General features: G+C 65.8%; 31 protein-coding genes and 2 pseudogenes. 10 read left to right on the top strand and 23 right to left on the bottom strand.

The features are described from left to right. Positions 1-13: 13 nt before the first annotated feature. The 5 genes from ACIHAX_RS13325 to ACIHAX_RS13305 all read right to left on the bottom strand — a co-directional run bounded on the left by ACIHAX_RS13325 (position 14) and on the right by ACIHAX_RS13305 (position 3,401). Entirely contained in the window at positions 14-436 is a 423-nt protein-coding gene (locus tag ACIHAX_RS13325) for a hypothetical protein (protein ID WP_157170822.1), read from the bottom strand. A gap of 293 nt (positions 437-729) precedes the next feature. Next, on the bottom strand, positions 730-1,644 hold the full coding sequence (locus ACIHAX_RS13320) for an aminoglycoside phosphotransferase family protein (protein WP_397277523.1): 915 nt from the start codon (positions 1,642-1,644) through the stop codon (positions 730-732). Positions 1,645-1,676: 32 nt separating this feature from the next. Continuing rightward, entirely contained in the window at positions 1,677-2,042 is a 366-nt protein-coding gene (locus ACIHAX_RS13315; protein WP_364432204.1) for a hypothetical protein, read from the bottom strand. 236 nt (positions 2,043-2,278) lie between these two features. Continuing rightward, positions 2,279-2,485: a DUF397 domain-containing protein gene (locus tag ACIHAX_RS13310; RefSeq protein ID WP_364432201.1), complete on the bottom strand. Its 207-nt coding sequence runs from the start codon at positions 2,483-2,485 to the stop codon at positions 2,279-2,281. Next, positions 2,475-3,401, bottom strand: coding sequence for a helix-turn-helix domain-containing protein (locus tag ACIHAX_RS13305; protein ID WP_397277520.1), 927 nt, complete (start codon positions 3,399-3,401; stop codon positions 2,475-2,477). The genes ACIHAX_RS13310 and ACIHAX_RS13305 overlap by 11 nt, the downstream gene beginning before the upstream one ends. A gap of 251 nt (positions 3,402-3,652) precedes the next feature. Here ACIHAX_RS13305 and ACIHAX_RS13300 point away from each other — a divergent pair, with 251 nt between their 5' ends. Together ACIHAX_RS13300 and ACIHAX_RS13295 are read left to right on the top strand one after the other, a co-directional pair. Then, positions 3,653-3,850, top strand: coding sequence for a hypothetical protein (locus tag ACIHAX_RS13300; protein WP_397277518.1), 198 nt, complete (start codon positions 3,653-3,655; stop codon positions 3,848-3,850). Positions 3,851-3,950: 100 nt separating this feature from the next. Then, on the top strand, positions 3,951-4,142 hold the full coding sequence (locus ACIHAX_RS13295) for a hypothetical protein (protein ID WP_355075174.1): 192 nt from the start codon (positions 3,951-3,953) through the stop codon (positions 4,140-4,142). A gap of 327 nt (positions 4,143-4,469) precedes the next feature. On the opposite strand, the gene ACIHAX_RS13290 is transcribed toward ACIHAX_RS13295, so the two are convergent. The 3 genes from ACIHAX_RS13290 to ACIHAX_RS13280 all read right to left on the bottom strand — a co-directional run bounded on the left by ACIHAX_RS13290 (position 4,470) and on the right by ACIHAX_RS13280 (position 7,239). Continuing rightward, the gene (locus ACIHAX_RS13290; protein ID WP_397277743.1) at positions 4,470-5,309 is read right to left on the bottom strand and encodes an alpha/beta fold hydrolase; all 840 of its coding nucleotides are present in this window, start codon (positions 5,307-5,309) and stop codon (positions 4,470-4,472) included. 144 nt (positions 5,310-5,453) lie between these two features. Continuing rightward, on the bottom strand, positions 5,454-5,651 hold the full coding sequence (locus tag ACIHAX_RS13285) for a WXG100 family type VII secretion target (RefSeq protein WP_397277516.1): 198 nt from the start codon (positions 5,649-5,651) through the stop codon (positions 5,454-5,456). Between the two features lie 106 nt (positions 5,652-5,757). Then, on the bottom strand, positions 5,758-7,239 hold the full coding sequence (locus tag ACIHAX_RS13280; RefSeq protein ID WP_397277514.1) for a phospholipase D-like domain-containing protein: 1,482 nt from the start codon (positions 7,237-7,239) through the stop codon (positions 5,758-5,760). Positions 7,240-7,551: 312 nt separating this feature from the next. Here ACIHAX_RS13280 and ACIHAX_RS13275 point away from each other — a divergent pair, with 312 nt between their 5' ends. Continuing rightward, positions 7,552-7,707, top strand: a complete 156-nt coding sequence (locus ACIHAX_RS13275; RefSeq protein ID WP_397277512.1) for a hypothetical protein — start codon at positions 7,552-7,554, stop codon at positions 7,705-7,707. Positions 7,708-7,861: 154 nt separating this feature from the next. Here ACIHAX_RS13275 and ACIHAX_RS13270 read toward each other — a convergent pair whose 3' ends face one another. Next, positions 7,862-8,137: a hypothetical protein gene (locus ACIHAX_RS13270; RefSeq protein WP_397277510.1), complete on the bottom strand. Its 276-nt coding sequence runs from the start codon at positions 8,135-8,137 to the stop codon at positions 7,862-7,864. Positions 8,138-8,322: 185 nt separating this feature from the next. On the opposite strand from ACIHAX_RS13270, the gene ACIHAX_RS13265 reads away from it, so the two are divergent. Next, positions 8,323-8,628 (top strand): hypothetical protein, encoded by a 306-nt coding sequence (locus ACIHAX_RS13265; protein WP_397277508.1) that lies wholly within the window; start codon positions 8,323-8,325, stop codon positions 8,626-8,628. Positions 8,629-9,007: 379 nt separating this feature from the next. Here ACIHAX_RS13265 and ACIHAX_RS13260 read toward each other — a convergent pair whose 3' ends face one another. From ACIHAX_RS13260 to ACIHAX_RS13235, 6 genes are all read right to left on the bottom strand, one after another. Beyond that, the gene (locus ACIHAX_RS13260) at positions 9,008-9,187 is read right to left on the bottom strand and encodes a hypothetical protein (protein WP_397277506.1); all 180 of its coding nucleotides are present in this window, start codon (positions 9,185-9,187) and stop codon (positions 9,008-9,010) included. Between the two features lie 352 nt (positions 9,188-9,539). Continuing rightward, positions 9,540-9,692, bottom strand: coding sequence for a hypothetical protein (locus tag ACIHAX_RS13255; RefSeq protein ID WP_397277504.1), 153 nt, complete (start codon positions 9,690-9,692; stop codon positions 9,540-9,542). A 90-nt stretch (positions 9,693-9,782) separates the two neighbouring features. Beyond that, positions 9,783-10,040 carry a hypothetical protein gene (locus ACIHAX_RS13250; protein WP_397277502.1) on the bottom strand — a complete coding sequence of 86 codons (258 nt, stop codon included), beginning with the start codon at positions 10,038-10,040 and terminating at the stop codon, positions 9,783-9,785. A 15-nt stretch (positions 10,041-10,055) separates the two neighbouring features. Continuing rightward, positions 10,056-11,570 (bottom strand): hypothetical protein, encoded by a 1,515-nt coding sequence (locus tag ACIHAX_RS13245; protein ID WP_397277500.1) that lies wholly within the window; start codon positions 11,568-11,570, stop codon positions 10,056-10,058. Next, positions 11,567-11,887: a WXG100 family type VII secretion target gene (locus ACIHAX_RS13240; RefSeq protein WP_397277498.1), complete on the bottom strand. Its 321-nt coding sequence runs from the start codon at positions 11,885-11,887 to the stop codon at positions 11,567-11,569. The genes ACIHAX_RS13245 and ACIHAX_RS13240 overlap by 4 nt, the downstream gene beginning before the upstream one ends. 32 nt (positions 11,888-11,919) lie before the next feature. Next, entirely contained in the window at positions 11,920-12,249 is a 330-nt protein-coding gene (locus ACIHAX_RS13235) for a WXG100 family type VII secretion target (protein ID WP_355075160.1), read from the bottom strand. 480 nt (positions 12,250-12,729) lie between these two features. Here ACIHAX_RS13235 and ACIHAX_RS13230 point away from each other — a divergent pair, with 480 nt between their 5' ends. The 5 genes and pseudogenes from ACIHAX_RS13230 (at position 12,730) to ACIHAX_RS13210 (ending at position 16,053) form a co-directional block, all read left to right on the top strand. Then, positions 12,730-13,278, top strand: a complete 549-nt coding sequence (locus ACIHAX_RS13230) for a threonyl-tRNA synthetase editing domain-containing protein (protein ID WP_397277495.1) — start codon at positions 12,730-12,732, stop codon at positions 13,276-13,278. Between the two features lie 303 nt (positions 13,279-13,581). Continuing rightward, positions 13,582-14,235, top strand: a complete 654-nt coding sequence (locus ACIHAX_RS13225) for a TetR/AcrR family transcriptional regulator (protein WP_364432164.1) — start codon at positions 13,582-13,584, stop codon at positions 14,233-14,235. Between the two features lie 57 nt (positions 14,236-14,292). Beyond that, a pseudogene (locus ACIHAX_RS13220) lies at positions 14,293-14,520 on the top strand (hypothetical protein); the annotation flags it as partial. 233 nt (positions 14,521-14,753) lie between these two features. Then, positions 14,754-15,230, top strand: coding sequence for a GNAT family N-acetyltransferase (locus ACIHAX_RS13215; RefSeq protein ID WP_397277493.1), 477 nt, complete (start codon positions 14,754-14,756; stop codon positions 15,228-15,230). A gap of 1 nt (position 15,231) precedes the next feature. Continuing rightward, complete coding sequence (locus tag ACIHAX_RS13210) at positions 15,232-16,053, top strand: hypothetical protein (protein WP_397277491.1); 822 nt, start codon at positions 15,232-15,234, stop codon at positions 16,051-16,053. A 12-nt stretch (positions 16,054-16,065) separates the two neighbouring features. Here the strand turns inward: ACIHAX_RS13210 and ACIHAX_RS13205 are convergent, their stop codons facing one another. From ACIHAX_RS13205 to ACIHAX_RS13185, 5 genes are all read right to left on the bottom strand, one after another. Then, positions 16,066-17,037 carry an SCO2521 family protein gene (locus tag ACIHAX_RS13205; RefSeq protein WP_355075150.1) on the bottom strand — a complete coding sequence of 324 codons (972 nt, stop codon included), beginning with the start codon at positions 17,035-17,037 and terminating at the stop codon, positions 16,066-16,068. Position 17,038: 1 nt separating this feature from the next. Next, a complete protein-coding gene (locus tag ACIHAX_RS13200) occupies positions 17,039-18,049 on the bottom strand; it encodes an SCO2522 family protein (RefSeq protein ID WP_355075148.1) in 1,011 nt (336 codons plus the stop codon). Next, complete coding sequence (locus ACIHAX_RS13195) at positions 18,050-18,964, bottom strand: SCO2523 family variant P-loop protein (protein WP_355075146.1); 915 nt, start codon at positions 18,962-18,964, stop codon at positions 18,050-18,052. It abuts the gene before it with no gap. A 10-nt stretch (positions 18,965-18,974) separates the two neighbouring features. Then, complete coding sequence (locus ACIHAX_RS13190) at positions 18,975-20,825, bottom strand: SCO2524 family protein (protein WP_355075144.1); 1,851 nt, start codon at positions 20,823-20,825, stop codon at positions 18,975-18,977. A gap of 218 nt (positions 20,826-21,043) precedes the next feature. Beyond that, positions 21,044-21,175, bottom strand: a complete 132-nt coding sequence (locus tag ACIHAX_RS13185; RefSeq protein ID WP_397277488.1) for a hypothetical protein — start codon at positions 21,173-21,175, stop codon at positions 21,044-21,046. A 73-nt stretch (positions 21,176-21,248) separates the two neighbouring features. Here ACIHAX_RS13185 and ACIHAX_RS13180 point away from each other — a divergent pair, with 73 nt between their 5' ends. Beyond that, on the top strand, positions 21,249-21,869 hold the full coding sequence (locus ACIHAX_RS13180) for a hypothetical protein (protein WP_355075140.1): 621 nt from the start codon (positions 21,249-21,251) through the stop codon (positions 21,867-21,869). Positions 21,870-21,925: 56 nt separating this feature from the next. Here ACIHAX_RS13180 and ACIHAX_RS13175 read toward each other — a convergent pair. The 3 genes and pseudogenes from ACIHAX_RS13175 to ACIHAX_RS13165 all read right to left on the bottom strand — a co-directional run. Next, positions 21,926-22,105: pseudogene (locus ACIHAX_RS13175) on the bottom strand (CoA transferase); the annotation flags it as partial. Between the two features lie 57 nt (positions 22,106-22,162). After that, positions 22,163-22,387: a hypothetical protein gene (locus tag ACIHAX_RS13170; RefSeq protein ID WP_355075138.1), complete on the bottom strand. Its 225-nt coding sequence runs from the start codon at positions 22,385-22,387 to the stop codon at positions 22,163-22,165. 282 nt (positions 22,388-22,669) lie between these two features. Beyond that, a complete protein-coding gene (locus ACIHAX_RS13165) occupies positions 22,670-23,890 on the bottom strand; it encodes a helix-turn-helix domain-containing protein (RefSeq protein WP_364432396.1) in 1,221 nt (406 codons plus the stop codon). Between the last annotated feature and the right edge of the window lie 507 nt (positions 23,891-24,397).

Here is a 24,397-nt window from a genome sequence, read left to right as displayed (position 1 = left end):
GCTTCACTGCCGATCACCCCGGGATGACGTACTGCACCTGGACCGAATCGGGCGAGTGGAAGATTTCCTTTGTGGTGACGGACAACTCGACGTGGCCGGGGCCGGAGGGGATGGTGGCGGAGTTGTACCAGGAGCCGACCAGCTTGATCGTGGTGTTCCCCCGCGCGCCGGTGTCGATGTTGTGCCAGGAGACGTAGGCGGTGGTGGCGCAGGTGCCGATGCCCTCGAAGGCGCTGGTGAGGTGAAGTCCCTGGGAGGAGTCCTGGTCAACGTTCCCGCGAATCGTGCCGTAGCACAGGCCCGCTTCCGTCGCCGTGGTGTAGAGCACCGGGAGGTTGACGGCCTCGGCCGAGGCGGTACCGGCGAAGACGAACGCCGGGGCGCAGGCCACTACGGCGGCAGCGGCGGTCGTGGCCAATTTGGTAACTGAGCGCATGATCTTTCCCCTCTGAGTCTGCACACTGATCGACATGCCCGGATACACGGCCGCCGGGCCTCGGTACCGGGAGTTCGAGAACACCGGCCCGGCTGCACGTCTTATCCGTGATCAACCTCTAGTCGTTACGCCGCACGACATGTACCGCAGATACAGCATCGACCCGAAGGGATCACGGGCCGAAGCTCGAGCGCATCACTGATATCGCGGCGGCGAGACAACCGGTAGATAGTAGCTTTTCGAACCCTGCGCAGGTCGTCACCGTCTCCTGAAGCGTCGGGGCACGCGCACGATCAGCGATGGGTGGCGATGAGGCGTCGCAGTGCGGCCTGGGCGGGTGGACCCCATGTCGGCTTGCCGCCAGGGCGGCCGTGGACCCCGGCGTCTGCGATGAGGATGCCCGCGAAGGCGCGTAACACTGCCCATCCGCGGGCGCGCCGCAGAGTCGCCGTATCCATGGACGACTGGTAGGCGTCATGAAAGCGGTCGGTGGCACCGTCGGGCAGCAGAATCCACGCGGCAGCGAGATCGAAAGCCGGATCGCCGGCGAAGAGGTCGCCGAAGTCGATCACCCCGCAGATCGCGCCATCCGCGGTGAGGACGTTGGCCGGATGCAGATCGCCGTGCAGCCATAGCGCCGGTCCGTTCCAATCCGGTGCGGCGACAGCGTCTTCCCAGACCGCGCGGACGGCGTCGGGATCGGCGATCAGTCCTAACTCGGTGACTGCTGCGAGCTGCTCGGCGAACCTGTCGGAACAACCGGCCAGCGACCCTCCGCGGTCGCGGCCTTCGGGCGCGTGCTCGGGGGCAGGTTGGTGAAGTGCCCTCAGGAAGGCGGCCAGGGTGGTGGCAGCCTTCGCGCCGTGGGTGACGGGAGCTCGGTCGGCAGCCTCGCCCTGCACCCAGGTCGTGACGATCCACGGCCGCCGAAACCGTTCGGAGGGCTCACCGAAGCGCTGCGGAACGGGAACCGGCAGCGGAAGACGCGGAGCGAGGTCAGGCAGCCAGGTGTATTCCTTGCGCAGCAACGCGTCGGCGGACTCTGTCGCCCAAGGCAATCGGACGGCCAGGTCGTCGCCGAGCCGCCACAGCTGGTTGTCCCAGCCACGCGCGCCGAGCCGCACAGGGCGGTCGGCTAGGTCGGGGTGCTGGTCACGCAGTAGATCCCGCACCAACTCCGCGGTGATCTCGATCTCGGTGTGCGGCATGCGGCTCAATATGGCCCAATCATCATCTCGCGCTACAGAAGCTCGATTCGACCGGGCTCGGGCAGCGCGTGCGGGCGTTCGTCCGTATACCAGGCGTACTCGATTCCGCTGAGCCAGCCGTTCTCGACCCACAGTATGACCTCGCCGATCGGTGATCCGTTGCGGTCGGTGACCCCTCCGCTGGCGAAGATCCCGTCCGGCGAACCGGATGCTCGCACCGCACCGGCCCGCACCGCCAGATCGATGCTGGGTGAACCGATACCCCAGGTGGCGACGACCTGCGAATACGGCACCTGCGCCTGGTACTCGGAGGCGCAGGGGTCGCCCGACGACAGCAGCTTCATGGCGACACTGGTTTCGAGGTCGGTCAACGTTCGCGGCGGAATCGGTGTACTCATCGGTCTCATCGGTCTCGCCGCGTCATGAAATGTATGCGGTGCCGATGCTGAAGACACCGTCGATCGTTGATATCGGCGGTGCACTGCGCGGGGAGGTCGGCAGGTCCCCCGACCCGCCGACGCAGCCGATGTAGCGCACGATATCCGTCGAAGCCCTCGGACTCGGAAGTACTGCTGGCCGCAGCAGCGTACCTACTGCGGTCCTCGATGAACACCGGCGATCGAGCAGGCGGAGTTCAAGGTCGGTCGAACTCGCCGCCCCGCGCGACCGACAGAAACGCATCCCACTCCGAGGGCGTGAACACCAACGCCCCACCGTGAGGATTCTTCGAGTCACGAACCGCCACGCGCCCGCCGTCCAGATGCGCGATCTCGACACAGTCACTACCGGCGGAACTACGAGTGCTCTTGAACCAGCGCGCTCCGGATAGATCAACGGACACAGTCGAACTCCTTCGCTGCCTGCCGCAACAGGCGTTTGCTACTCGGCACGTCCAACGCTACCCGCTGCATGACCTCGATTGCAGCCCGATAGCGGCGAACAGTGCCTGGTCGCTCCAGATAGATATCACCGGTGTAGCTCTGGACGTAGACCACCGATGGCTCCAGCACCCGCCCGTCGTTGTCTGCTGCAAAGTCCAGAATTGTGAACGGTCCGGTGGAAGTCCCCAGCGGATATCCTGCCCCGAATGGAAGCACCTGCACGCGAACATTCGGCGGCAGGTCCGCCAGGTGCCGCAACTGCACCGACATGACGCGAGGGCTACCGACCACTCGCCTGGTCATTGCTTGGTCCAGCAACAGCATCGCGTTCAGCGGGGCGATATCGCGGGTGATCAACCCTTGCCGGTTGCGACGAACCCTCACCCTCCGCTCGATCTCCTCGGCGGTATCCATCGGGAAGTACACCCGGTCGAGCGCACGCGCGTACTCGGGGATCTGAAAGATGCCGGGCAGCAGATCAGTACGGTAGCTCGTGAGATGGGAGGCCGCCGCCTCCATCTGGATGTAGGCGTTGAATGTCGGATTCACTTGATCGGGAAACTCGTCCAACCACGACGGCGTCCTCCCCTGTGCAGCGAGCGATTTCAACACCGGCAGCATGTCCACCCGCTGATACAGCCTGCACAGCCGCCGCAGATCTTCCTCCCGGACGACCACGTTCGGCGCACCGGTTTCCAAACGGTGCAGCGTCCCCGCTCCGCGCCCGATGGCCCGCGCCGCCACTTCGATGGACAACCCCGCCTCCTGCCTCATGCCGCGCAGGCAGCGGCCGAGGCTGCGGTGTGGAACGCCTCCCGTCCCGCGAATGTCGGCTTTGAGCTGCCGAATACCGGCGCCCGCATCGCTCTCCCCCATGCTGTTTGCTCCCTTCCGTGGAATATTCACACCCACTAACTGGAATGTTCCGAAAGTCCTTGTGGAAGGCGATCTTTCGCCCCACCGGAGGCTATTGTGCAGGGTCGCTGGAAGGTGTCCAGGGCTTTCGCCACTTTCTGTCGCGAATTCGCGCGGGAATATCCATACGGCCCGCATCCGGTGCTCCACTGACCCCGAGATCGGCGCGGCGTTACTCCCCGTTCGCCGCCACTCGGACAGTGGGAGGACACATGACCAACGCACTACCGCAACGCGTTCCGTTCCCACGGGCTCGCGCCCCCTACAAGGGCGTGCCGCTACTCGTGCTCGAGCGCTACGCCGACGCGCTGCGGCAGTGGGCCGACACACCCGAACGTCCCGGAGGCGGGGTGCCGACCCCTCCCCCGCCTCCGGTGACCCTCACCGAAGCCCTGTCGTGGACCGAGTGACCCGCCATCGGGCCGTCCGCGCGCGAAGGCCGTGACCGTGCGCCACTACCGCGTCACAGTGCACTGCTGCGGCCCACGCTGGCTCATCCACGTGCCTGCCGTGAACCGCTGGACAGTGACCGGCGACAAGTCGGCGATCCGGTCCACCGCCCGCCAGATGATCGCGGCGACAACCGGATACGGCGACGACTCGCTCGAACTGGACCTCATCGCGGGCAGAGCGCTGCGCGACGCCGAAGAGTTCGCGGTGGGATGCCAGTTGTCGACGCGATGGCACGCACCGACGGGATAGGCGAGCTACTCGGCGCCTTACGCTGGCGCCGGAGCGCAGGCCGAGCCCCACGTGTGCGCATCTTGTTCTGCTCGGCATCAGCAGGCGACGCCTCGAGTTCGACACTCCATTCGACGAGGGAGCCACCCGAAATTCATCGGTGCGGTCGAGGTCGCGTACACGCTCCTGCGGACGCCCTGTACTCGGCATGAGGGTGCGATCGGCCAGCGTCGGACGCGCACTACTGCTCGTTGATCAGCCGAGGTGCCGCGCCGGGCCGGTTCCGTCAGCGCGATCAGCGGCATTATGGTGCGTGCCGCTGGCTCAGGATGCCTCCCAGCCGGGCGGTTACAGGGCGAGCATGGCGGCAGCGACCTGGTCGGCCGCCGCTGGGCGCAGAGCGGTACCCATGTCGTCGAGGACGAGCAGTCGCGCCCCCGGGATTTCGGCGGTGAGGACCTCACCGTTGCCGACCGGGAAGAACGGGTCGGCGCGACCGTGCACCACGAGCGTGGGCACGTCGAGCTCACCGAGCCGCTCCCGCCAGCGCGGGGCGCAGTCGATCCGGGAGAACACCATCCCGAGCTGGTTCGCCTGGTGCACCGCGGGATCGCTCGACGGTGTCCGATCCCAGATCCGGGCCGCCGTCGCCCGCGCCTGCTGCGGATCGTCGCCCATCAGCGCGGCGCCCTCGGCGGCGAACGCCGCGACAGCATCTCGGTCGGTCCAGTCCGGCCGTGGGCGGGAGAACAGCGCGCCCATGACCGCGCGGTCGTGGTCGGGCAGGTCCTCATCGACCGGGCCTGGGGCCACCGGCCGGGTGCCGACGAGAGTCAGTGCGCAGAACATGTCCGGGTGGTCCAGCGCGGCGACCTGAGCGACCATCCCGCCGACGCCGACACCACCGAGATGGGCGGTCCCGGCGCCGAGCACCTCGACCAGCGCGACAGCGTCGGCGGCGAGATCCCGCAGGTCGTAGGCCGGGTTCTCCGGGTCGAGGGTCGTCGACGCGCCGGAGTCACGCAGGTCGTAGCGGACCACGCGCCGCCCGCCCGACGCGAGCCGCTCGCCCAGCGCGTCGGGCCAGGACAACATCGTCGTGCCACCGACCAGCAGGACCAGCGGATCGTCCTCGCGACCGAAGCTCTCGATGCCCAGATCCACACCGTTCGCCCGCACCGACGTCATGCCCGACCGAAACGATCCCATGCCTGGACTCCTATCTGTCGGCATCTCCAGAGGTATCGACGACAGGTTCACCCGAAAATCATCGGTGCAGCCGAGATCGCGTCCTCACTCCCCAATCACCCGGAATCAGGCATTACCGTGCGTTCAAAATATGATCGGCGCCGCGTTGGAGCTGTCCGGATTCTGCAGCGTCGACACACTGACGCCGAGCTTCGAGGCCAGGTCGGTGAGCGCGTCCCATGCCTTTATCGCGCCGTCCTGCATGTCGTCCCATCCCTCGCGATAAGTATCGGCGGCACTCCCCTTCCAGGTGCCGAATAACGCTTGAACCGCACGGTCCAACGCTGCCGATGCTGATTTCAATTGCTGCGCAACGTCATAGGCGTGCTTCCGACCACCGTCACCGCATCTGGAACGACGTTCGGCGGTTGGTCGTTGTGATCCGCGGTCAGCGCACACCCACCGCTGTCTTCAGCCTGCGGATACCCCGGATCAGCAACGGGTTGTCCCGCAGGCGCGGTGGCGTGCGTTCGGGATCCAACAATTCGTTGTCCGCCAGTGGGCTGTCTTCGTCCTCGACGGTCCCCGGCTCGAACGGCACCAGGGTCCGGCCGTTGCCGCGCAGGGTCTCGACCGTGCGCAGCAGCGACGACGTCTCGGCGAGTGTGGCGTCGAACTTCGCGGGTTCGGCATCGAGATGTTCGCAGATCAGCTGGCGCCGGATACCGAGGATGGTGTCCCGCAGCAGGTCACCTTCCTCGGTGGCGGGGGTGACCTCGACGGCCAGGTCGCATTCGGTGTCGAAGCCCATCGAGCGGTTGTTGAGGTTCGACGATCCCACCCGCAGCAGCCGATCGTCCACCACCAGCACCTTGGCGTGGACGTAGATCGGCGCGCCCGCCTCGGTGACGGGATAGTAGACACCGAACCGGTTTTCGGTATCGGCCTTCCATAACAGATGGAGTAAGCGGCGGCGAGCCCCATCCATCGCCTGTTGCTCGAGCCAGCCATCGGCGTGACGCGGCAGTACCAGCACGATCTCCGGACCATTCGGCTCACGTAGCCGCGCGGCGATCGCCTCGGCGAGAGTGCGCGAGGCCAGGTACTGGCTCTCGATGTACAACGACCGCGTGGCGCCCGCGATCGCCGCCAGATACAGCGCCTCGACCTCCCTGACTTCGGCGCGGTCGGCGAGCTCTGGGAAGGTCCGCACGATACCGACATCCACAGACCGCATCGTCGGCTCCAACCCGTCCGGCCACAGCGTGTCACCGGCGATCTCGTCGACCGCGGCCAACTGCTCTCCCGTCGCCGCCTTCCACCGGGCCCGGGCCAATTCGCCGATCACCTTCGCCGCGTCGCCGTCGACGGCGGTGGTCGCGTCGTGCCATGGTCCGTACCGGTTGCCGTTCGGCTCGGTTCGGTAGTGGTTGTCGTCCCGATGGTCGCTGGTGTCCCAGCGATCGACGGTCATGTCGATACCACCGCAGAAGGCGAGCGCGTCGTCGATCACCACGATCTTCTGATGGTGCGCTGAACCGATCGGGTGCGCGCCATCGATTTCCAGGTGCAACCGCCGATCGGTCATCCAATTGACGACGAAGATCGGTGTCATCCCACGGCCGATCGCCGCGAACGCGCCGACATTCCACTTCAGCAGGTAGATGTCGAGATCCGGTCGCTGTTTCGGCAGCCAGGACAGGAATTCACCCAGCCGATTCGGCCCTTCGAGAGTCTTCTCCTGCGGCTCGAACTTGATCCGGGTATCGAAGTCCCAGCCGATCAGCACAATGCGTTTACGGGCCTGCAACATGGCGGACTTGGCAAAGCGGAAATAGTCCGCCGCGTCGACAATGCATGCCAGCCGGTCGGCCCGTGCGATCTGCCAGCAGGTTTCGCCGGGTATGAGGATTTGTCGCTCGTCGCTCATGGGTAGTCAGTTCTCTCGTCCAGCCGGACACCCGCACCGCAGGTGACCGATCCACAGTACTGCGCGGTCGCTCGCCTTCTCGGTGAGCATCGTCACCGCGATCCCGTTCCGCCCTGCTGGTCCGCGACTTCGAATAGCGAATGTTCGGGAAGACCTCCTGACTCCCTTGGGCTGGGATGCCGGGGTCCAGGACTGCCTGCAGCGACTCGTCCGTTCCGTGCCCCGCCAACTGGACCCGGATACGCGAATGAGGGTGGTCGCCTCCGAAGGCGAGGGGGCGACGAGGAGGCGGCCGACTCGACCGGCGACTTCGTGCGGCACCTGCTGACGTCCATCGCCGACGTGTGGCCACCCCTGTTGGATCTCACCTTTCAGTTTCTGGGCAGCCAGGAAGCGCGCTACCGAACCGGCTTTTACGAAGACGAGATCAACGACGCGCTGGCGGCGATTCGAAATATCGCAGGATGAGAGCCCTGTCTGTCCCGATCACGCAACGCCTGGCGGGGTGGGATCGGTTCGAGCAAGACGCGTAGTCTCCGAAGGGCCGCCGGGGCGCACACGACTCCGGATGTACCGTCGGCGCGGCGACGCACCTATGCTGCGCGAAACGTCGCCTCGTTCTTCAACGCGTCGCTGCGTGGGAACACATTTTGCAGGTAGACCTGCGGGTGTATACCGAGGTGGGGTCGTAGCCGGGTTCGGCGAGTATCGCTTCCAGCATCGTGAAGGCGATGTCCTCCGAAAGTCCAATCGGTACGCCCCCGCTATACCGGTGGGCGCGGCGCCGCTGCGTGTAGACGATGTACAGCAGGTCGAAGATCGACCTCACATCGTCGGTCTCGCGCTGGTCACTCCGCCCCTTCGAATTCAGGTCGTCGTCGCCGTAGGTGCGGCGCATGTGGTCGCCGTGGGACGGCCCCCACCACTGCATCAATGCAACGCCCGGCGTGCTGCACGTATCCCGGATCAGCAAGCCACGGTAAAACTTTCGGTTGCAGAACTCGATGATGTCCGGCTCGCACCGATAGGGTTCACGGAGAAGGAAGGTGGTTATACGAACGTGTATCCGGGCGGGAAGTCACGGTGAGCGATACCAGCACCGTGGTCATCGAGGCCACCGGCGTCACCTACTATTCGCCGGAGGACGAGGCGGCGTTCTTCGGGTGGCTAGACAAGATCGCTTGCGTCGAGTCGTACTACGGACGAGTGCGCACCTTGTACCTCACCATCGATCTCGAAGCCGTCGATGAAGGCGGATTGTGTGAAATCGTCGCACTCTACCGGAGATACAACATCGACCTGAGCGAATTACGCGTCCTCGGCGCTGGCCGGGTCGGCCCCTGGTTCAGCGACCCCGATCGCTGGTGGCACGAAGGAGTCTTCGTGTAGGCCTCCGAGCCGGTCGGCCGGTTCAAGACTGCCTTCTGTGCCGAAGCCGACATAAGGGTTGCGTCATTCGATCAGAGGCAGACGGCAGTCGGGCACCTATGCGAGGGCCAGTTCCACAAGCCGACAGTAAAATCACCAAAATTGTTGTCACGTGGTTTGAGTCGCACTCCCGTACGACATCAAGTAGCCGCCGACTCTGATCTGACCAACTGATCGGTTCACGTCGACCCTGTCGTCGGGTGCTCGCAGTCCGCGAAGACGCGCGGCGTGTAGACGACGTGACCGCACATGATGCAGATGTGGGGGCGGCGAATGGCCGCCGTCCTATAAGCAGGCCAGCGACCCGACGCGTTTACGCGCCCAAACCGGGTTCGCAGGATCACCCCCAGTACTCGCCGCGCTTTTTCCGCTCTTCCACTTCGGCCAGGTATGCAGCTTCCTCGTCAGTGCCCAGTTTGTCCTCGTCGCCCAACCGGTCGCGCAGATGCTTGCACTTCTCTGGTGGTACGGCGTCGCGGCGGGCATTCCAGGCCGCGAATCCCGCTTTGATCTTCTCCAACTCTTCGGGAGAGATATCATCGTCGCCAGGGTATTCACCCGGTGCGTAGAAGGTTTTGTCCTCCGATTTTTTCGGGCATTACTGGGTTACTTCCTACTTGGGCAATTCTCGCATTTGAATGATGGTATGACCATCTGGTCCAGGAAATTTGTCGACCACGCGAAACGGGTATCGCTTTCCATGGCTGGACCCGCAACGCGAACGGCCAGTGGTACGACAAGGACGGCCACCCCACCAGCCACGACCGCGACGCCTGTCCCGGCAACTGAGCCGCAATCAGCACCGAGCGCAGAACGGTGCGGCGGTCGGCGCGTCGTCCAGTCCGGCGAACTGGCGGTTGAGTCGATCTACCTCAGCCTGGCAGCGCCGCCGCCAGTTCGCCGCACAGCGCGTCGAGTTCGGATGCGGGGATCCGAGGTGCGTCCGGGGTATCGGTGTTGTGCCACGGCACATCTCGTGCGGTGTCGGATGGGCGGGTGAGGACGTGCTTGTGGACGTGGGCCACGCTCAGGCCGGCGACGAAGTCCGGGGAGACCGTGCCGTCGGGTGATCACAGTTCGCCCGATGAGCATCCGCCCCGACCCGACTCCCGTGGTTACCCCCAGTACTCGCCCCGCTTTTTGCGCTCTTCCACTTCGGCCAGGTATTCGGCTTCCTGGGGGGTGCCTAATTTGTCTTCGTCGCCGAACCGGTCGCGCAAGTGGATTCGCTTGTTTTCCGGTACAGCGTCGCGGCGTGCGTTGAATGCCGCCCATCCCGCCTCGATCTTCGCCCGTTCCTCATCGGAGATGTCGACGGGGTGCGGGTATTCACCGGGTGCATAAAACGTCTTCCCGTTGATCTCTTCCGGCATCGTTCTCTGTCCTTTCTATGGCCGGGGCACTTCGCGCATTCGAACGATGATACGCCCTGTCTCCGGGTCGGGAAATTTGTTCTCCACATAAAACGGGGTGTCGGTCTTGAACACGACTTCCAGCTCTTCGGGAACGCTGGAATGGTGGCCGATGTAGCGGCCGTCTGCCGACCAGATTTGCATTTCCACCGGCAGATCCTTCGCGGCGGCCGAGGTGGCGGACGCCGAGGTGAACGGCTTTTCGGTCACCGTTGATCCGGGCTCGTATCGTGCCAGGTCTTCCGGGGAGATGTCCACGCGCCGGGTCACAGGCCCTTCGTAGACAGGGCATTTGTCCAATGCAGCGTTCATCGCGTCGCGTTCGGCTATCTGTGCGGCTGTCAGTGGCTCGCCGGATCGGATCGCGGTGTTGAGTGGTGCGCTGTTGCCGGTGTAGCGGCCGATCGTGTCGATATCCGCCCGCGGTAGATCGGGCTTGGGAATGCCTTCGGGATGTTCGATCTTGGGTAGTTCGATCGGGTCCTTTTTCGGCGGTCCGACCGGATCGGGTTTGACCGGCAGCCGCCCGCCTGGCAGGGCCTCCAGGTCCCGCACGTGCCGGGCGATATCCTCATCCAGCTTCACCCCGGCCGCGATCCTGCGTTCGGTCTGCCATTGCTCGATCATGAGCCGGATCGGCCGGGCATACCGCGCACAGATCGCAGCGGCACCGGCCACACCGACAGCCGCGGAGACACCGAAGGTGATCCAGCTCGAGGCAATCGAGATGGCCGCGTTGATGGCCAGCTCGGTCAGCAGCGCATCCCGAATCGCCTCGAGTTGGGTCTCGAGGTTGGCGCGTAGCTCGTCCAGCGCGACACGGTGGTCGCGGCAGGATTGGGCAAGATCGTTCATCGCGGCGATCACCGATTCGGCGGAAGCCTTGACCGTGCGCAGGTCTTCATCGATGAACGCGACTTCGGGTGCGGTGAGCGAATCGAAGGCCACGGCCGCCGCCTCGAGCGCGGCCGGGAAAGATGCCACCGCTTCGGCTGCCGCAGTCCGCGCCCACGTATCGCCCGCATTGGAGATGGTCGTGGCGTTGCCGTCCGGCACGATGATGCCGATCATCTCGGCGAGCCCGATGCCCTCATCGACCAAGCCATTTCCGGGACCGCCGGCCGAGGGCAACGGGATTCGGCACACCACCACCGGAGGCAGGAACGGCGGGGGCTGGGCGGGTGGAGGCGCTGCCTCACCGATGGTTGCTTTGTGTTCGGCCAGCTCGTGGTTGTAGCCGAGGGTCTGCAATATCGTGGCGTAGTCGTGCGCGGCGGTAGCGATTTTCGATACCATGCTCAGAATGGCAGCGGCCCGATTGTCGTAGGACTCGCCCCACTTCTTCGCATCCGAATACGAGCCCGCCATATTCGTAGCCATGGCCATGTTCGGCCACTCGTCATCGATGGACATCCAGAATCGCGACGCGGCATCGGCTAACTTCTGCGCGGTGTCGTAGTAGACCGGCACCGACACGTCGAGCACGGTCACCGCGGGGCCCCGTCGCCACCGCTACCGCCACGCCCGAGGACAGCCAGATTGGCCGCCACGACAGCTTCGTACTCTTTGCGAGCGGATGCGGCGGCGGACTTCATCCTCGCGAGCCCGTCACGGATCTTCGCAGCGGCAGTGATCCACTCGGCGTGAGCCAGGGCGTGAGCTTCGGCGGCTTCACCGTTCCATGTTCCTTGCAGAGCGGCTATGCGTTCGTCTATCTCGACCAGGGAATCGGCCACAAATCCGTTCAAGCCCTCTATTCGGGCGGTTACGGATTCCAGGTGCGCGAGATCGACGCGATACTCGGTCACGGGTTCTCCCAGCGGTTTCGGTTGGATCGCGGTCAGATCGGGGGCAAGCTCAACGAGCTGTACTGGTTCGCGGCCTCCGTATCGGCGGCCGCGCTGCGGTCGACCACCACGCCCAGCAAGTCGGCCATGTCAGCCAGCGCTTCGAACACCTCGAGTGCGGCACTATGGGTCTCGTCCCAGGCGCCCGCGTATGCGCTGGCCGCCGCGCCGCGCCAGCTCGACATGAGCCCGTCGACTTCGGCGCTGGCCGAACGCAACCCGCTGATGAGGGCCTGCGCGGTCTGTTGCACATAGCGCCCTGCATCGGAGACGGTTTCAGGAACCACGGTGAACGTGGTTGTGGCAGACGGGTCGTACGTCAACTGCTATGCCCTCTCATCCCCCCACAGGATGGTTTCGAATGGTTGGACGCACCGGATAGTCATTCGGTTCCATCCAAAACTCAAACTCTCACACTGGATCTTCCGACCCAAAACCGAGTGTGATGGGCGAGCCTCGCCCGACGGACGGACCGCACGAGGGCGGCTCCGGGATCCGCAGGTCGAAGCAAGTGCTGACGAGCGAGTGCCCGAGAACATCCCAGTTTCGTAACACTCCATGGGCTCATCTACGGCTTCAGGTCGATCAGCGGCGACCTGTGCGATGTCGGCACGGGGCGCAGATCTCGGCGTAACCGACCTTGTCGGCACGCAAGGTGTAGATCTGAGTGTTCGATGTAGTCGGCACCACGGCAGGCTCCTCAGTCCGAGTGGTGGCCCAAGCCCTCCAACCGAGGGAAGGCGCCGCGGCGATGGTCGGCCTTTATAGTTCACACCGCGGCCGGCCATCAAGGGCGATGACGGTTGGCTGGTGATCAGATGGTTTCCAGGCGAGGACTCGGCGTGAACATATTGAGTCAACGTTGTCGAACACTCAACTATGCCGTAACCACTCCCAGTTCCGCCGCGATGCCGCTCGAGCCCGACATACCCGGGGTGACGCACGAATTCGGCGAGTGCCTGCTTCTTCTCATCGGTGTCGAGTGCGGAGACTCGACGTTCGCCCGTGCCGCAGCCAAAGCGATCCGCCGTATCGCGCGCAAGACCGACACTACTTGGATCGTCATCAATGGCTTCTCGCATCTCACCCGGCCGGGTCACGAATGCGACACCACGACGGCGAGAACCGTGCTCGCCCGGATCGCCGAACACCTGCGCGATCACGACTTCGCCGTGCACATGATGCCATTCGGCTGGAACAAGACCTGGCGCATGGAAGTACGCGACGGCGAGTGGGAGCAACGGATGACCCGCCTCCCGCCGATTCATGCCGACCGCAACGATCGCGCCCGGCTCGAAGGCGTGAGAGCTGAACGCTCGAGCTCCGAGCCCCGCGCGTTGACGAGCCCGTGACCGCCGGGAAGTAGCGGGCGCGCGAAGCGCATTTCCGCCGCCCGCAATGGCTTATCCCGGTGGTGATCGTGGGAGAAGTGCTCACCCGCACCGCACAGCACGATGACCGCGACCTCGTCGTCCTCGGCGGCACGCACCCAGGCGGCGTCGAGTACGTCACTCGGTTGCGAGAATATTATTCTCGTATCAGGAAAGGATAGTCTCACAACTGGGCGGACACGGCGACTCGAGAACCCGATGACACACCGTTCTCCGATACAGTGCATTCATGTTCTCTGCATATGACCGAGGACCGAGGCGCCCGTGACCAGCCCGAGCGAGAAACCGGCCTGGAAGCAGCGCGCCGTCGAGCGCTCCCTTCGCACCGCCAAGTTGCGCGCCGAGGAGCGCGTGCAGCGGTTCCTGGACGCCGCCCAGGCGATCATCACCGAGAAGGGCAGCACGGACTTCACGGTGCAGGAGGTGGTGGACCGCTCACGGCAGTCCCTGCGCAGCTTCTACTTGCAGTTCGACGGCAAACACGAACTGCTGCTCGCCCTCTTCGAGGACGCCCTGAGCCGCACGTCCGACCAGCTGCGCGCCGCCGCCGACGGCCAGACCGACCCGCTGGACAAACTCCAGGTGGCCGTCGAGCTGCTGTTCGAGCTGTGCCGGCCGGATCCGTCGGCGCAACGCCCACTGTTCACCGATTTCGCATCCCAGCTGCTGATCTCGCATCCTGATCACGTGAAGGTCGCGCACGCGCCGATGCTGGCGCTGTTCACCGAACTGATGGACCTGGCCAAGAACGCGGGCCAACTGCGCCCGGAGGTCGATTCGCGCCGGACGGCGGCCATGGTCATGCAGACCGTCATGTTCACCGCGCAATCCGCGGGAGCGGCCGACGACGAGACGCAGCATCCGATCACCGCGTCCGAAGTATGGAACTTCTGCGCCCACGGTTTCGCTCGCGACTGAGAACTCCATTCTCCCAATAGAGAGTTTAACTTACACTCGGGTGCATGCCCGATCTTCGAGACCGAACTCGGAATCCGCTACATGCACACCGACGCCACCGACGCGACTCTGTGCTCGCCGCCGTAGCCGGAGCGGAATCGCTCGGGCCCCTGCGCATCTCGGTCGACACCCACGGAGGAGGCCTACTGGGGCCCGCAGGTGCCGTTCCCCGAGCGCATGGGCCCTTCCTAGGAGTACGCCGAGCTGGCCGCCGCCATCATCGAAAACGACTACCTCAACGTCTAAGTCATCCGCCTCGACGCCGCCTTGCGCTTCCCGCCGAAGTAGCCCGCTGCGCGGCGAGCGAGCCCGACTGCCTCCGTTACAGCCTCGCGGCATCGCCCGGGTCGTCCGGCGCGGACGCGACACCGACCGCCCGCCGCGCCGGGGAACGATTTCGCTGGTTCTACACTGACCCCGCTCGGTGAGTGACGTTTAAGCTGGAATCGGACGGCCTATGCCCTGGCAGTAGGGAGCGGATGAACATCGCCAAAGCGCCTCAGCCGGAATACCGGCGGGCCTGCTTCGCCGATCTGGACGACATCGCGGCCATCGAGGCCGAGGTGTTCGCCGAGCCGTACCTGTATCTGATGCTGCGCCAACTGTTCGACCTGCACGGATCCGAATGGCTGGTCGTCGAGGTGGACGGCACGGTGATCGGTTACGCGCTGACCCTGGAGAAGAAGGGCCGGGCGTTGCTGTTCACCTTCGCGGTGGCCAAGAGGCACCAGGGCGGAGGGTACGGGCGTGGCCTGCTGAGCCGCACACTGCAGACGTGCCAGAAAGTGGGAGCCGAAGTGGTGTACCTGACCGTGCGGCCGGACAATCAGCACGCGAGCAACCTGTTCAAACGAGCGGGCTTCGAGTTCGTCGAGCACGACGACCGGTATTTCGGCCCCGGCGAGCCCCGCGACGTTTTCGAATACCGGCTGAAAGGCCGACCGCTAGACTCGTGATATGGGGGAGATCTCGCCCTTCGTCGCATCCGTCTCGACCCGGATCACAAGGCGCGCCGACGAATACACCGCTGAACTCGATCGGGGTGAGCGCTCCGAGCAGACCGAACTGGAGCGGTTCGCAGCGCACGCCGAGGCTATTCTGGCCGACTACGACCCGCCCAGCACGCGGCGGCGCTCCGATTCCCTGGTGTTCCGGCATCTGTACGCCGCCGCACGGCAACCGATACCCGACGAGGCCGGCTGGCGGGTGCCGAGCGCGATCCCGGCGGCGCTGCTGGCCGCGGAACTCGAATTCCGCGGCCCATTGCGGCTGAGCACTCGGCAGAACACCATGCTGGCCGAGGTGTACGAGCAGTTGGGCGCTCAGCTCTCCGCGGCGCGTCTGCCCGGTCACGCCGCCCTCGCCTATCGCAGAGGCGCCGCACTGTACCGGATGAACGAGGACGACGAAGCGCAGGACCGCTGCGGTCTGCGCTTGGCGCGGGCGCGCACGCTCGCGCTGCCGCCGGGCTGGCGGCGGTGGACCGGACAACTGTCGTATGTGCTGTGCGGCTACGGGTACCGGCCGTTCTGGCTGCTCGGCTGGGTCGCGGTGCAGCTGGTGCTGTTCACCGTCGCCGCTTTGGCCCTGAACGGCAATCCCTCGCCCGCCGCCACCGTCTATACCTGCGTGACCAGCTTCATCAATCCCCTGGGCCCCGGTGACACCGAGGATCTGCGCCCGATCGCCCGGCCGTTGTTCGCCGTGGAAGCGTGGATGGGCACGGTGTCGATGTCGGTGTTCTTCGCGCTGCTGGTGCGCAAGTGGTTCCGGATGTAGCGTGACGCGGCGCTACCATTCGGCGTCGAAAGCCTTGTGCCGCAGCGCGTCCAGCGTCGCGATGGCGATACGGTTCTGCAACCGCGCGACGAGGGCGTTCCACTGGCGAGACAACCCGGGATCCGTCTGCAACTTCTGCCACAACGTCCGCATCGATGCCGGAGTGTGCGCTCCCGGCATCCACAGTCCGGTGAGATCCTCCAGCACGGGGGCGAGGATGTCGGTGCGTTCGCGACTGTGCGAGGGGAAGCGGTCGGCCTCGGCCAGCGCGTCGGTGACGACGGTCAGCAGCCAGTCGTGCGCGGCCAGGTCCTCGCAGAACCGCTGCGCCTCATGCAGATCGGCCTCGTTGCGCACCCGCATCCGGACGGTGCGCACGGTGGCGTCGTCCAGGTGCAGCTTGGCGGTGGGGCCCGCACCGCCCCCGATCCAGGCAACCCAGCGCAACCGGGTGGCGCCGGTCCGCACCGGCGGCTTCTGGTCCAGCCTGGTGTCGGCGCGCAGGCGAGCCAGCAGCCGCTCGCTGATCGAAGCCAGGTCCAACGTCTCGGAGCCGACCGGACCGGTGAGATAACCCTCGGCCAAAGCCTCAGCGCTGCCGCTTCTTTCGGGCAGGCGGCTGATGACCTCGGTCACGCCCTTGCGGCTGAGGTAGTGCGACCACGTCTGCCTGCGCCGGTTGGCCGCGCGGACCACCTGGGTGCGCGCGCTGGACTGCAGCACGCGGCCGCCGGACAGGACCGCGCTGGTCGCCACGGTCCCGACGATGTGGGCGGTCTGCTCGCCCACGGCCAGATCGCAATCGACGCCGACCGCGGTGGTCGGCGACACCGCTAGCGTGCCCGGCCGCTCCCGCCAGCGCACCGTGCAGCCCGGCATGAGCGCCAGCAGATCGCAGGCCTCGGGTCCGGTCAGCGCGGTCGCCGACGGCAGCAGGCAGGTGCGTACTTCACCGAGCACGACCAAAGGCGTGGTCGAGGCCATGTCAGGCTCCGTCGAGCAGCAGGTGCGAGAGCCGTTCGCTGACCGCGCGCGGCACCGGCACCGGTGGCACCTCTCCGCCGCCACGGACGATGGTCTGTTCGACCACGTCGTCGTCGAGATCGAGATGGTCGAGCACCAGCCGAACCGCGTGCTCGATGCCGATGTACCGCTTGGGCAGCATCGACAAGGTCTTGTAAGCGGCGAACGGCGCGGCGGACGGATTGAGCCGCACCACCGGCGGAATGTCGTGCCAGCGGCGCGGCGCGAGATCCTCGCGGCGCCATGGTTGCGGATCCACCACGGCGGCGCCGTGGTAGCGCAGCATGCCCAGCCGCAGCAGATGCCAGACCGCGGCCAGGAACGGGCACGACCAGCGCGTCACCGCCACCCCGTCGACGACGTGCTTGCTCCACAGTTCCACGTCCAGGAAGATCGAATGCTCGCGGCGGCCGAACTCCTCCGGCGGCTGATAGATCCGCTGCCGCATGGCCTGGCCGCGTTCGTCCTCGGAGGACCGCCGCCCGTTGCACAGCCAGCCCGATTCCGCGGTCGGCGGCCTGCGGCCCGTGCTCGGCGGCGCGGGCTCGGCGACGATGCGCGCGGCCACCATCTCCGCCACGGGAATCGGCTCACCGAACGCCACACCGTCGACGAACCTCGAGGCCCGCCAGCAGGCGGACTCCCGGGCCAGATAGTCGATGACCAACCCGGCTTCGTCCGCGGCGCCCAGCAGCTTGGTGAGGATGGCGGCGGGGTCGGTGTCGGGCTGGAAGTAGTCGTCGATCAGGTAGCAGGTGCTGACCCGGGCGTTCGGTCCGAACTGCACCTTGGCCGACTCGGTGAAGGCAGATACCAGCGGGACGATGCGGCGAAACTCCGCGCCGACCCGTTCGATGTCGGAACTGATGTCGTTGAGATAGAAATGCCCGACCTCGATCGACAAGTGCGACAACGGGACCTGAGCGATTCGCGGCTGTTCCGTGGCCTCGCTGTAGCCCTGTGTTTCCCCCATCTACAGCCTCTCCCAGGTCGCGTTGTCGACCAGTCGTCGAGCGAGCTCGGCATAGGCCTGCGCGGTCTGCTCGTTGGCGATCTGGGCGTTGACGTCGGCGTCGAGAATGAGCTGCTCGCGCCGTTGCAGCACCGGCTCGATCGGGGTCGAGCCGAGCACCGCCGTCGTGCCGAGCCGTTTGGCGGTGGCCAGCCGCCGCAGCGCGGTGTCCTGCTCTTGCAGCCACGCCGCCTGCGCCGGGCGCTGGGCGACACCGTCCCAGTTGGCGTCGGGCACCGCGGTGCGCACGTAACGCACCGACCCGAGCAACTCCTCCGGGTCGTGGCCGCACTCGGCTCCCGCCTTCAGCAATCCGTGCGAGCCGTACACCAGGCCGGCGGCGGCCAGGATGTGCTGGCGCGTCCAGCGGTGGAAGATCAACCATCGAGCGGTCAGCCCGCGCAGTTGCGGTAAGGCGGTCGCCTGCAACACGATCTGCAGCGCCGCGGAACGGCCAGCGCTCAGATCCACGAACACCACCCGGAACTCGTGATCCAGCGCGACCAGCAGTTCCGCGCAGCGCTCGACCACCGCGTCGTCGTCGGTGAGGAATTCGGCGCCGCCCTCGTCTCCCGGCAGCAGCACCAGCCGCCCCGAGTTGGGGCCGATCCGGCGCAGTTCCGGCCGATCGGTCGCCGCGCCCACGTCGACGCGGGCGACGGTTCCGCTCTCGCCGAGCAGGTAGGAATGCACGCCGCCGCTGGGCACGCCGCGTTCGGCCGCGCCGATCTCGAACAGCGCACCGGCCGTGGGCGAGCCGAGGTCGAAGTCGGCGTAGACGACGTTGAGGCCGGAACGGCACAGCCGGTAGGCGATGTTGCAACTGGTCACCGACCGTCCGGTGCCGCCCTTGTCGGAGGTGGAGAACACCAGCACGATGCCGCCCCTACCGTGTCGCGTCCCGGCGGGCGTAGGCCAGTTCGTCGAGCTGGACCAACGCCTGGGTGGCCAGGCTGTAGGCGGTGCCGGGACGTTCGCGCAGCACGCGGCGGGCCCGGTCCAGCGACTGCCGGATCCGGTTGATCGCAGCCTGTTTCGGCGAGCGATCCTGGCCCTCGACCTCCAGTTCCTCTTGATTGAGCAGATGCTCGGCCTCGCTGAGCAGGTCCACCGCGCGGGCGACCATCGCCTGCGGAGCCAGCGGCGGTTGCTCGAAGGTGCTGTACGCGATGACCAAGCACTCCATCATTCGCTCCGTGACGAACCAGGACGGCCCTTCCGTCCGTATGTCGCCCGTGCCGACCAGCCTGCCGATGTCGTCCCACAAACCGACCACCGAGCCGTTCCGCAGCACCCGCCGGTCGAGGTGATCCATCGCCGCCTCGGCGAGTTCCATCAACCGATCGCGGGTGTCCACGTCGGTGCGCAGGCGTGCGGCATCCAGGCAGCGTTTGAGCAGCAAGGTCGCGAAATCCGGGACGTACCAGATCAATCGGGATCCGTCGGCGACGTCCTCGCTGCCGGCCAGGTTCAGTCGCACACCCGGGAAGTGCAATGGCGCGGCCGGATCATCGACGGTGAACCGGCTGGTGATGCGTCCCCGGCGGGCCAGCTGATCGAGCACCGACACCGTGCGCGCCAGATCCTCGGTGCTCTCCCGGTAGACCAGGTCCTGGATGAGTACGGCGGCGACCACGAGACTGAAGTACTCCGATTCCTCGCCGTCGGAGGTACGCCACGGGATGTCCTCCAGCGGCCAGCGGCCACTGTCGAAGCGGGCGACCCTCGACCAGTAGTTGCGGGTCAGCTCGAAGCGCAACTGCAGCGCGTCGGCGAGCGTGCGCTGCTCGTCGGTCAGCAGATCGAGTTCCCGGATGCGCTGCGACGACAGGTCGCTGATGCCGTCCAGCGCGACGGCCGTGAAGTACAGGTAGGGACGGGATTCGGCGTGCCCGGGCGTGCTGCTGACCCGGCCGGGCACGAGGTCGATGGGTTCGGCGCTGCGCACGATGCCCCAGCTCCATCCGCATTCGAACAGCCGCCCGTCGTCGGCGATATCGATCTCGGTGGTCTGGCTGAGCCTGACCTCGTTGGCCGCCTGCACCCGCAGGCGTTCCAGCTGTGTCGACAGCCGTTCGATGACCTCGTCGGACGGCGTACGGGACTGATTGAGCATGTAGACGATCGATTGACCGTATTCGGTCTTCGGCTCCGGTGTGTGGATGACGAAACTGCGGACCAGGCCAGCCATCGCCGCGGTGAGCCGCGCGCTGACCTGTTCGATCACCATGGGGATCCGCTCGCGCAGCTGGCGAGCCTCCAGCCGGACCTCACCGCTGACGAAGCGCATGAATCCGCGCAGGAATCGCAGCGCCGCGATGCACAGACTCAACGACATCGAGTACGAGTCGACGACCTCCACCGCCTGCTGACCCGGGGTGAGCGGAGTGTCGTCGCCCGAGCGCAAGTAGGAGCCGCTGGCGAAGACCGGTTCGCCGTCGGGTCCGGTGTAGCGGCGCAGATAGTCCTCCACCAAGTCGACCAGGACGCCGCCGATGCGGGTCTCCTCGCCGAACGGGGCGAGCGCGGACCGGACGTCGGGACTCATGTCGTTCGGCTGGTCCAGCGCGAACGCCGCGATCTCGGTAGCCGGATACAGCAGGCAGAGCAGTTGTTCGGCGTCGCTGATCGAGTTGGCGCCGTCGCGCCCGCCCCACGTCCACGTTCCGTTCCGATAGGAGTAGGCCAGCACCGCTCGCCACAGCTCGAGCAACTGCTGCCTCGGCCGAATCCTCATCTTTCTCGGACCTCGCCCCCGCATTCGACCGGCGGCGCCGGACGTCGTTACCTAGAGTGTGCCCCGCGAATGTTCACTTAGCCAAGCACCCTTTCCAGGACCGCCGGTTGCCGCGAGATATCCTGCGGTGCATCTGGTTCCGCGCAATCTTCGCGCGTCCGACGGGCTATTGCACGGCTACTGTTCCGGCGTCGCTGCCCGCGACCGGCGACGCGGCGTCAGCCCCGGCCCGCGGTGTGTTTGCTGATCACCGCGTGGAAGTCCGCGGTCTGGAAGGAGAGATCCTCCGCGGTCGTCGCGTAATCCAGGGCGGCCGGCACCGCCCTGACGTCCACCGGTCGTGACCGCATCGAGCACGCCCGGACACACCATCCGCACACCGCACGCACGAGTTCTCCACACAGCCGACGTAGGTTTGCCGTTGTGTTCGTGAAGACGCTTGGTTCGGCCACGCCACCTCTTGCGGCCGCTCTCCTGACTGTGGTCACACTCGGCTATACGTTGCATCGCGGCTGGATACTGACTCAGCTGTGGCTCCTCGCCTTGCCGTTGTCCGCGCTGGCGTTCCTGATCTCGATCGCACTGTTCACTCTCGCGCTGTGGCAGGCGCGACGCGACGCGCAGCGGTGGCCCTTGGCTGTCACGGCGGTACTCGCGGTGATCGGTCTCTGCGGACCTGTCTTCCTCATCCTCGAACCCGAGGCCGCCGCGTGGACCCGGTTTCAGCTCGAGCGCCCAGCGTTCGCAGCGGCGGCCACAGTGGAAGTGCCGGAGCATGGCGCAGGCGACTACTACGGTGTCGCGCTACCGCGTCACCTGTGCTTCGTTTCGGCGAACTGCAAGGTGGCGGTCATCGGCACCAGCGGTGGACAGCCGGTACGGTTCGTGCCCGACTACGTCGGAATCCCGGACGGCGCAATCGGTTACGGGCACTTCACCGGAACACCCGGAGCCGGGCCGTACGACGGGTTCGGCGATCCTATCTGCCCAACGACGGAGCTGGCAGGCGGATGGTGGTGGCTCACGCCTTGCCCCGAGGCCTAGTGCCTCGTCCGGCTTCGTGATCGCGGCCGCCCCGCACAGGCCCGCCGGTCACGGCCTCAGCTGCCGCGCTCGCCCAATCGCGGCGGTGGCGCGTAGCGGGGCTCGTAACCGGCGATCCGGATCGGGCTGCCGACCAAACGAAATATCCCCGCCGTCACCACGATTTCGGGGCTGGCATCCAGCGCTTCCGGCAGGTCGCCGACCGCGGCGGCGGGAATGCCGAGCGGGCGGCGCTGCTGTCCCAGGGTGGAGCGGTCGAATGCGCTGACGCCGGGACTGATCTGGTTTCGAAATCATTTCCATCGCCGCTGCCGGCACCGCGGTTGCGGCGGAATGAGTTTCGTCCAGAAGTCATGGCGTACCGCGTCCCACAACTTGGTCATTTCCGGAAGGAGTTCTCGCGCTTGTGCGAGATCCGGAAAGTTCTCGGGACCGAAGGATACGATCGGCGTGACGCCGGATGCCTCGTGGACGGCGACGATGGAGATCAAGTGATCCTGGAACAGCCGCCATGTCACGTGAAATCCTTCGACCTCGGTTCTTCGCATATCATTCATGTTCGGTTTCCAACTCTTCGACTCTGGCCCAATGCATTTCAACCGTTATCGATGTCGGCCTCCTGCTGATTTTGGTTCACGGATAATCGGTCGGGTCGGGTCCGGGCATGAATGGAGAATGCAAACATGCCCCTATATCGCATCTACTGACGCTCGCCCGGCGTCAGCGCTACCGCGCTGCGACCGGGAACGGCGCACGCTGATCGACTGGAGTGATTCCACACCCACTCGACCGCACGCCGATCACGTGCGGTATGTGCGGGCGACCAACGCAGAACGCAGGCGCCAAAGCCCGCTCGCCTCGGCCGGATCGAAACCCGTGAGCTGACCGATCCGCTTGAGCCGGTAATCCACGGTGTTGGTGTGTACGTGCAGTAGCCGCGCAGTGCGCCGGCGGTTCAGGTTGTGCGCTATATGGATTTGCAGAGTCTCCAGCAGTTCCGGATATTCATCCAGGGGATCGAGCAGCGACCCGAGCTGTTCGCGGGCAGGGCCGGGGCGGGTGAGCTGGTATTCCAGAGCCAGCTCGTCGAAGTGGTACAGGTCCGGCACCGACCCGAGCCGGGTCACCATGTCGAGCAGTTCGTGGGCTTGATCCGCGGCGGTGGGCACGGTGTCGGTAGAGGCGGTCACCTCGGTGGCGGTGATGTGCACGCGAGCCGCCCGCGACAGATGCCCGATCAGTTCCTTCAGGGCGCCCTTGGTGATGTGATCGGCGGGGATGAGCAGCGTGCCACCGTCGACCGAAAGCAGCGACAGCACGGTATCGTCGCAGCGGGTGGCCAATTCCGCCTGCACCCGCCGGAGTTTGCGGCGGGCAACGACTTTCGCGTCCAGCACCGGATTGGACTCGTCCGGGTGAGACGGAATGGCGAGGGCTATTACGCGATAGCGCTCGGAGATGTCGATGCCACACTCTCGGGCCATGGTGGAAGTGGGATGGCCCCCGAGCAGCGCCGAGGTCAGCGTGTGCACCGCGGTGTGGTGCTCCGACACGACCGCGCGCAGTTCACGCACATAGGCCGCCGACACCGCCGTGGTCATGGTGTCGAGCATTTCGACGACGAGTTTGGCGCCGTCGAGGATGCTTCGATAATCGGCCGTACTGACGGCGAGCATCGGATCGGTGTCAGCTGAGCCGGAGGCACGCTGCTCGGCCAAGGCTGTGGACACCACCAGGTCGAAGCCGATCTTGAAACCCTCATGGATTGCGTGGTGAATGGTACCGATGGGCACACCTTCGCGAGCCCATTGCGCCGCAGCCTCCTCGAGTTGCCCGGTCTTCTCCGAAATGTTGCTGCCGTCCAGCATGCTGACTGCCAGCTCCAAGCACACACGGGTGATGATGGTGATGTCGCCATGGATCGCGTCACCAGGCAAGGTGCCGCAGGGTGCGACGGTTTCGACAAAATGCCCGACCATCTGCCGCGACAAGGCGCGCACGTCTTTCAGCGGCAGCGACATGGGCCGACCGGATACAGTGAGTCCTTGCCGTCCGGCGAAGGTGAGAGCCATGGTGGAGCTTCCTTCCACCCCCGTTAACTGAGCTATTGCACCAGCGTAGCCAGCGCAAGAACGTAGAGAACGGTTTACTCCGAGTAACGTGATATTCGGCAAGCGCGGTCGGCAAGCGATAGTGATTGTTCACAATGGCAGTTCGACTGCACTGCCGCCGATGGGCCGAGATGGCGCGAGCGACGATTCGAGCATAGCCCGGGCAAGTGGTCGAAAAAGAGAGTAACCGGCGAGTGCAACGGCGCGAATCCACGCCCTCTCGCGTACGCATCCGCCGCAGACACGGTCTGCCTGGGCCGCGCGGAACTCGGTCGACCATGCGACCAATGGAAGTCCGACAGCCCTCGGAAGTTCGTTTCCCTAATCAAGGTCCAGCGGGCCTGCTGCTGCGCATCGAGCCATTGATACGGGTGGATCGAGCCGGCGTCACCCAAGCCCTAGAGGGTGGCCGGCGCA

The organism is Nocardia sp. NPDC051929, from assembly GCF_044548645.1.
Taxonomy (GTDB): domain Bacteria; phylum Actinomycetota; class Actinomycetes; order Mycobacteriales; family Mycobacteriaceae; genus Nocardia; species Nocardia sichangensis.
The sequence above is the reverse complement of the archived record's forward strand: the minus strand, read 5'-3'. Positions and strand labels throughout refer to the sequence as shown.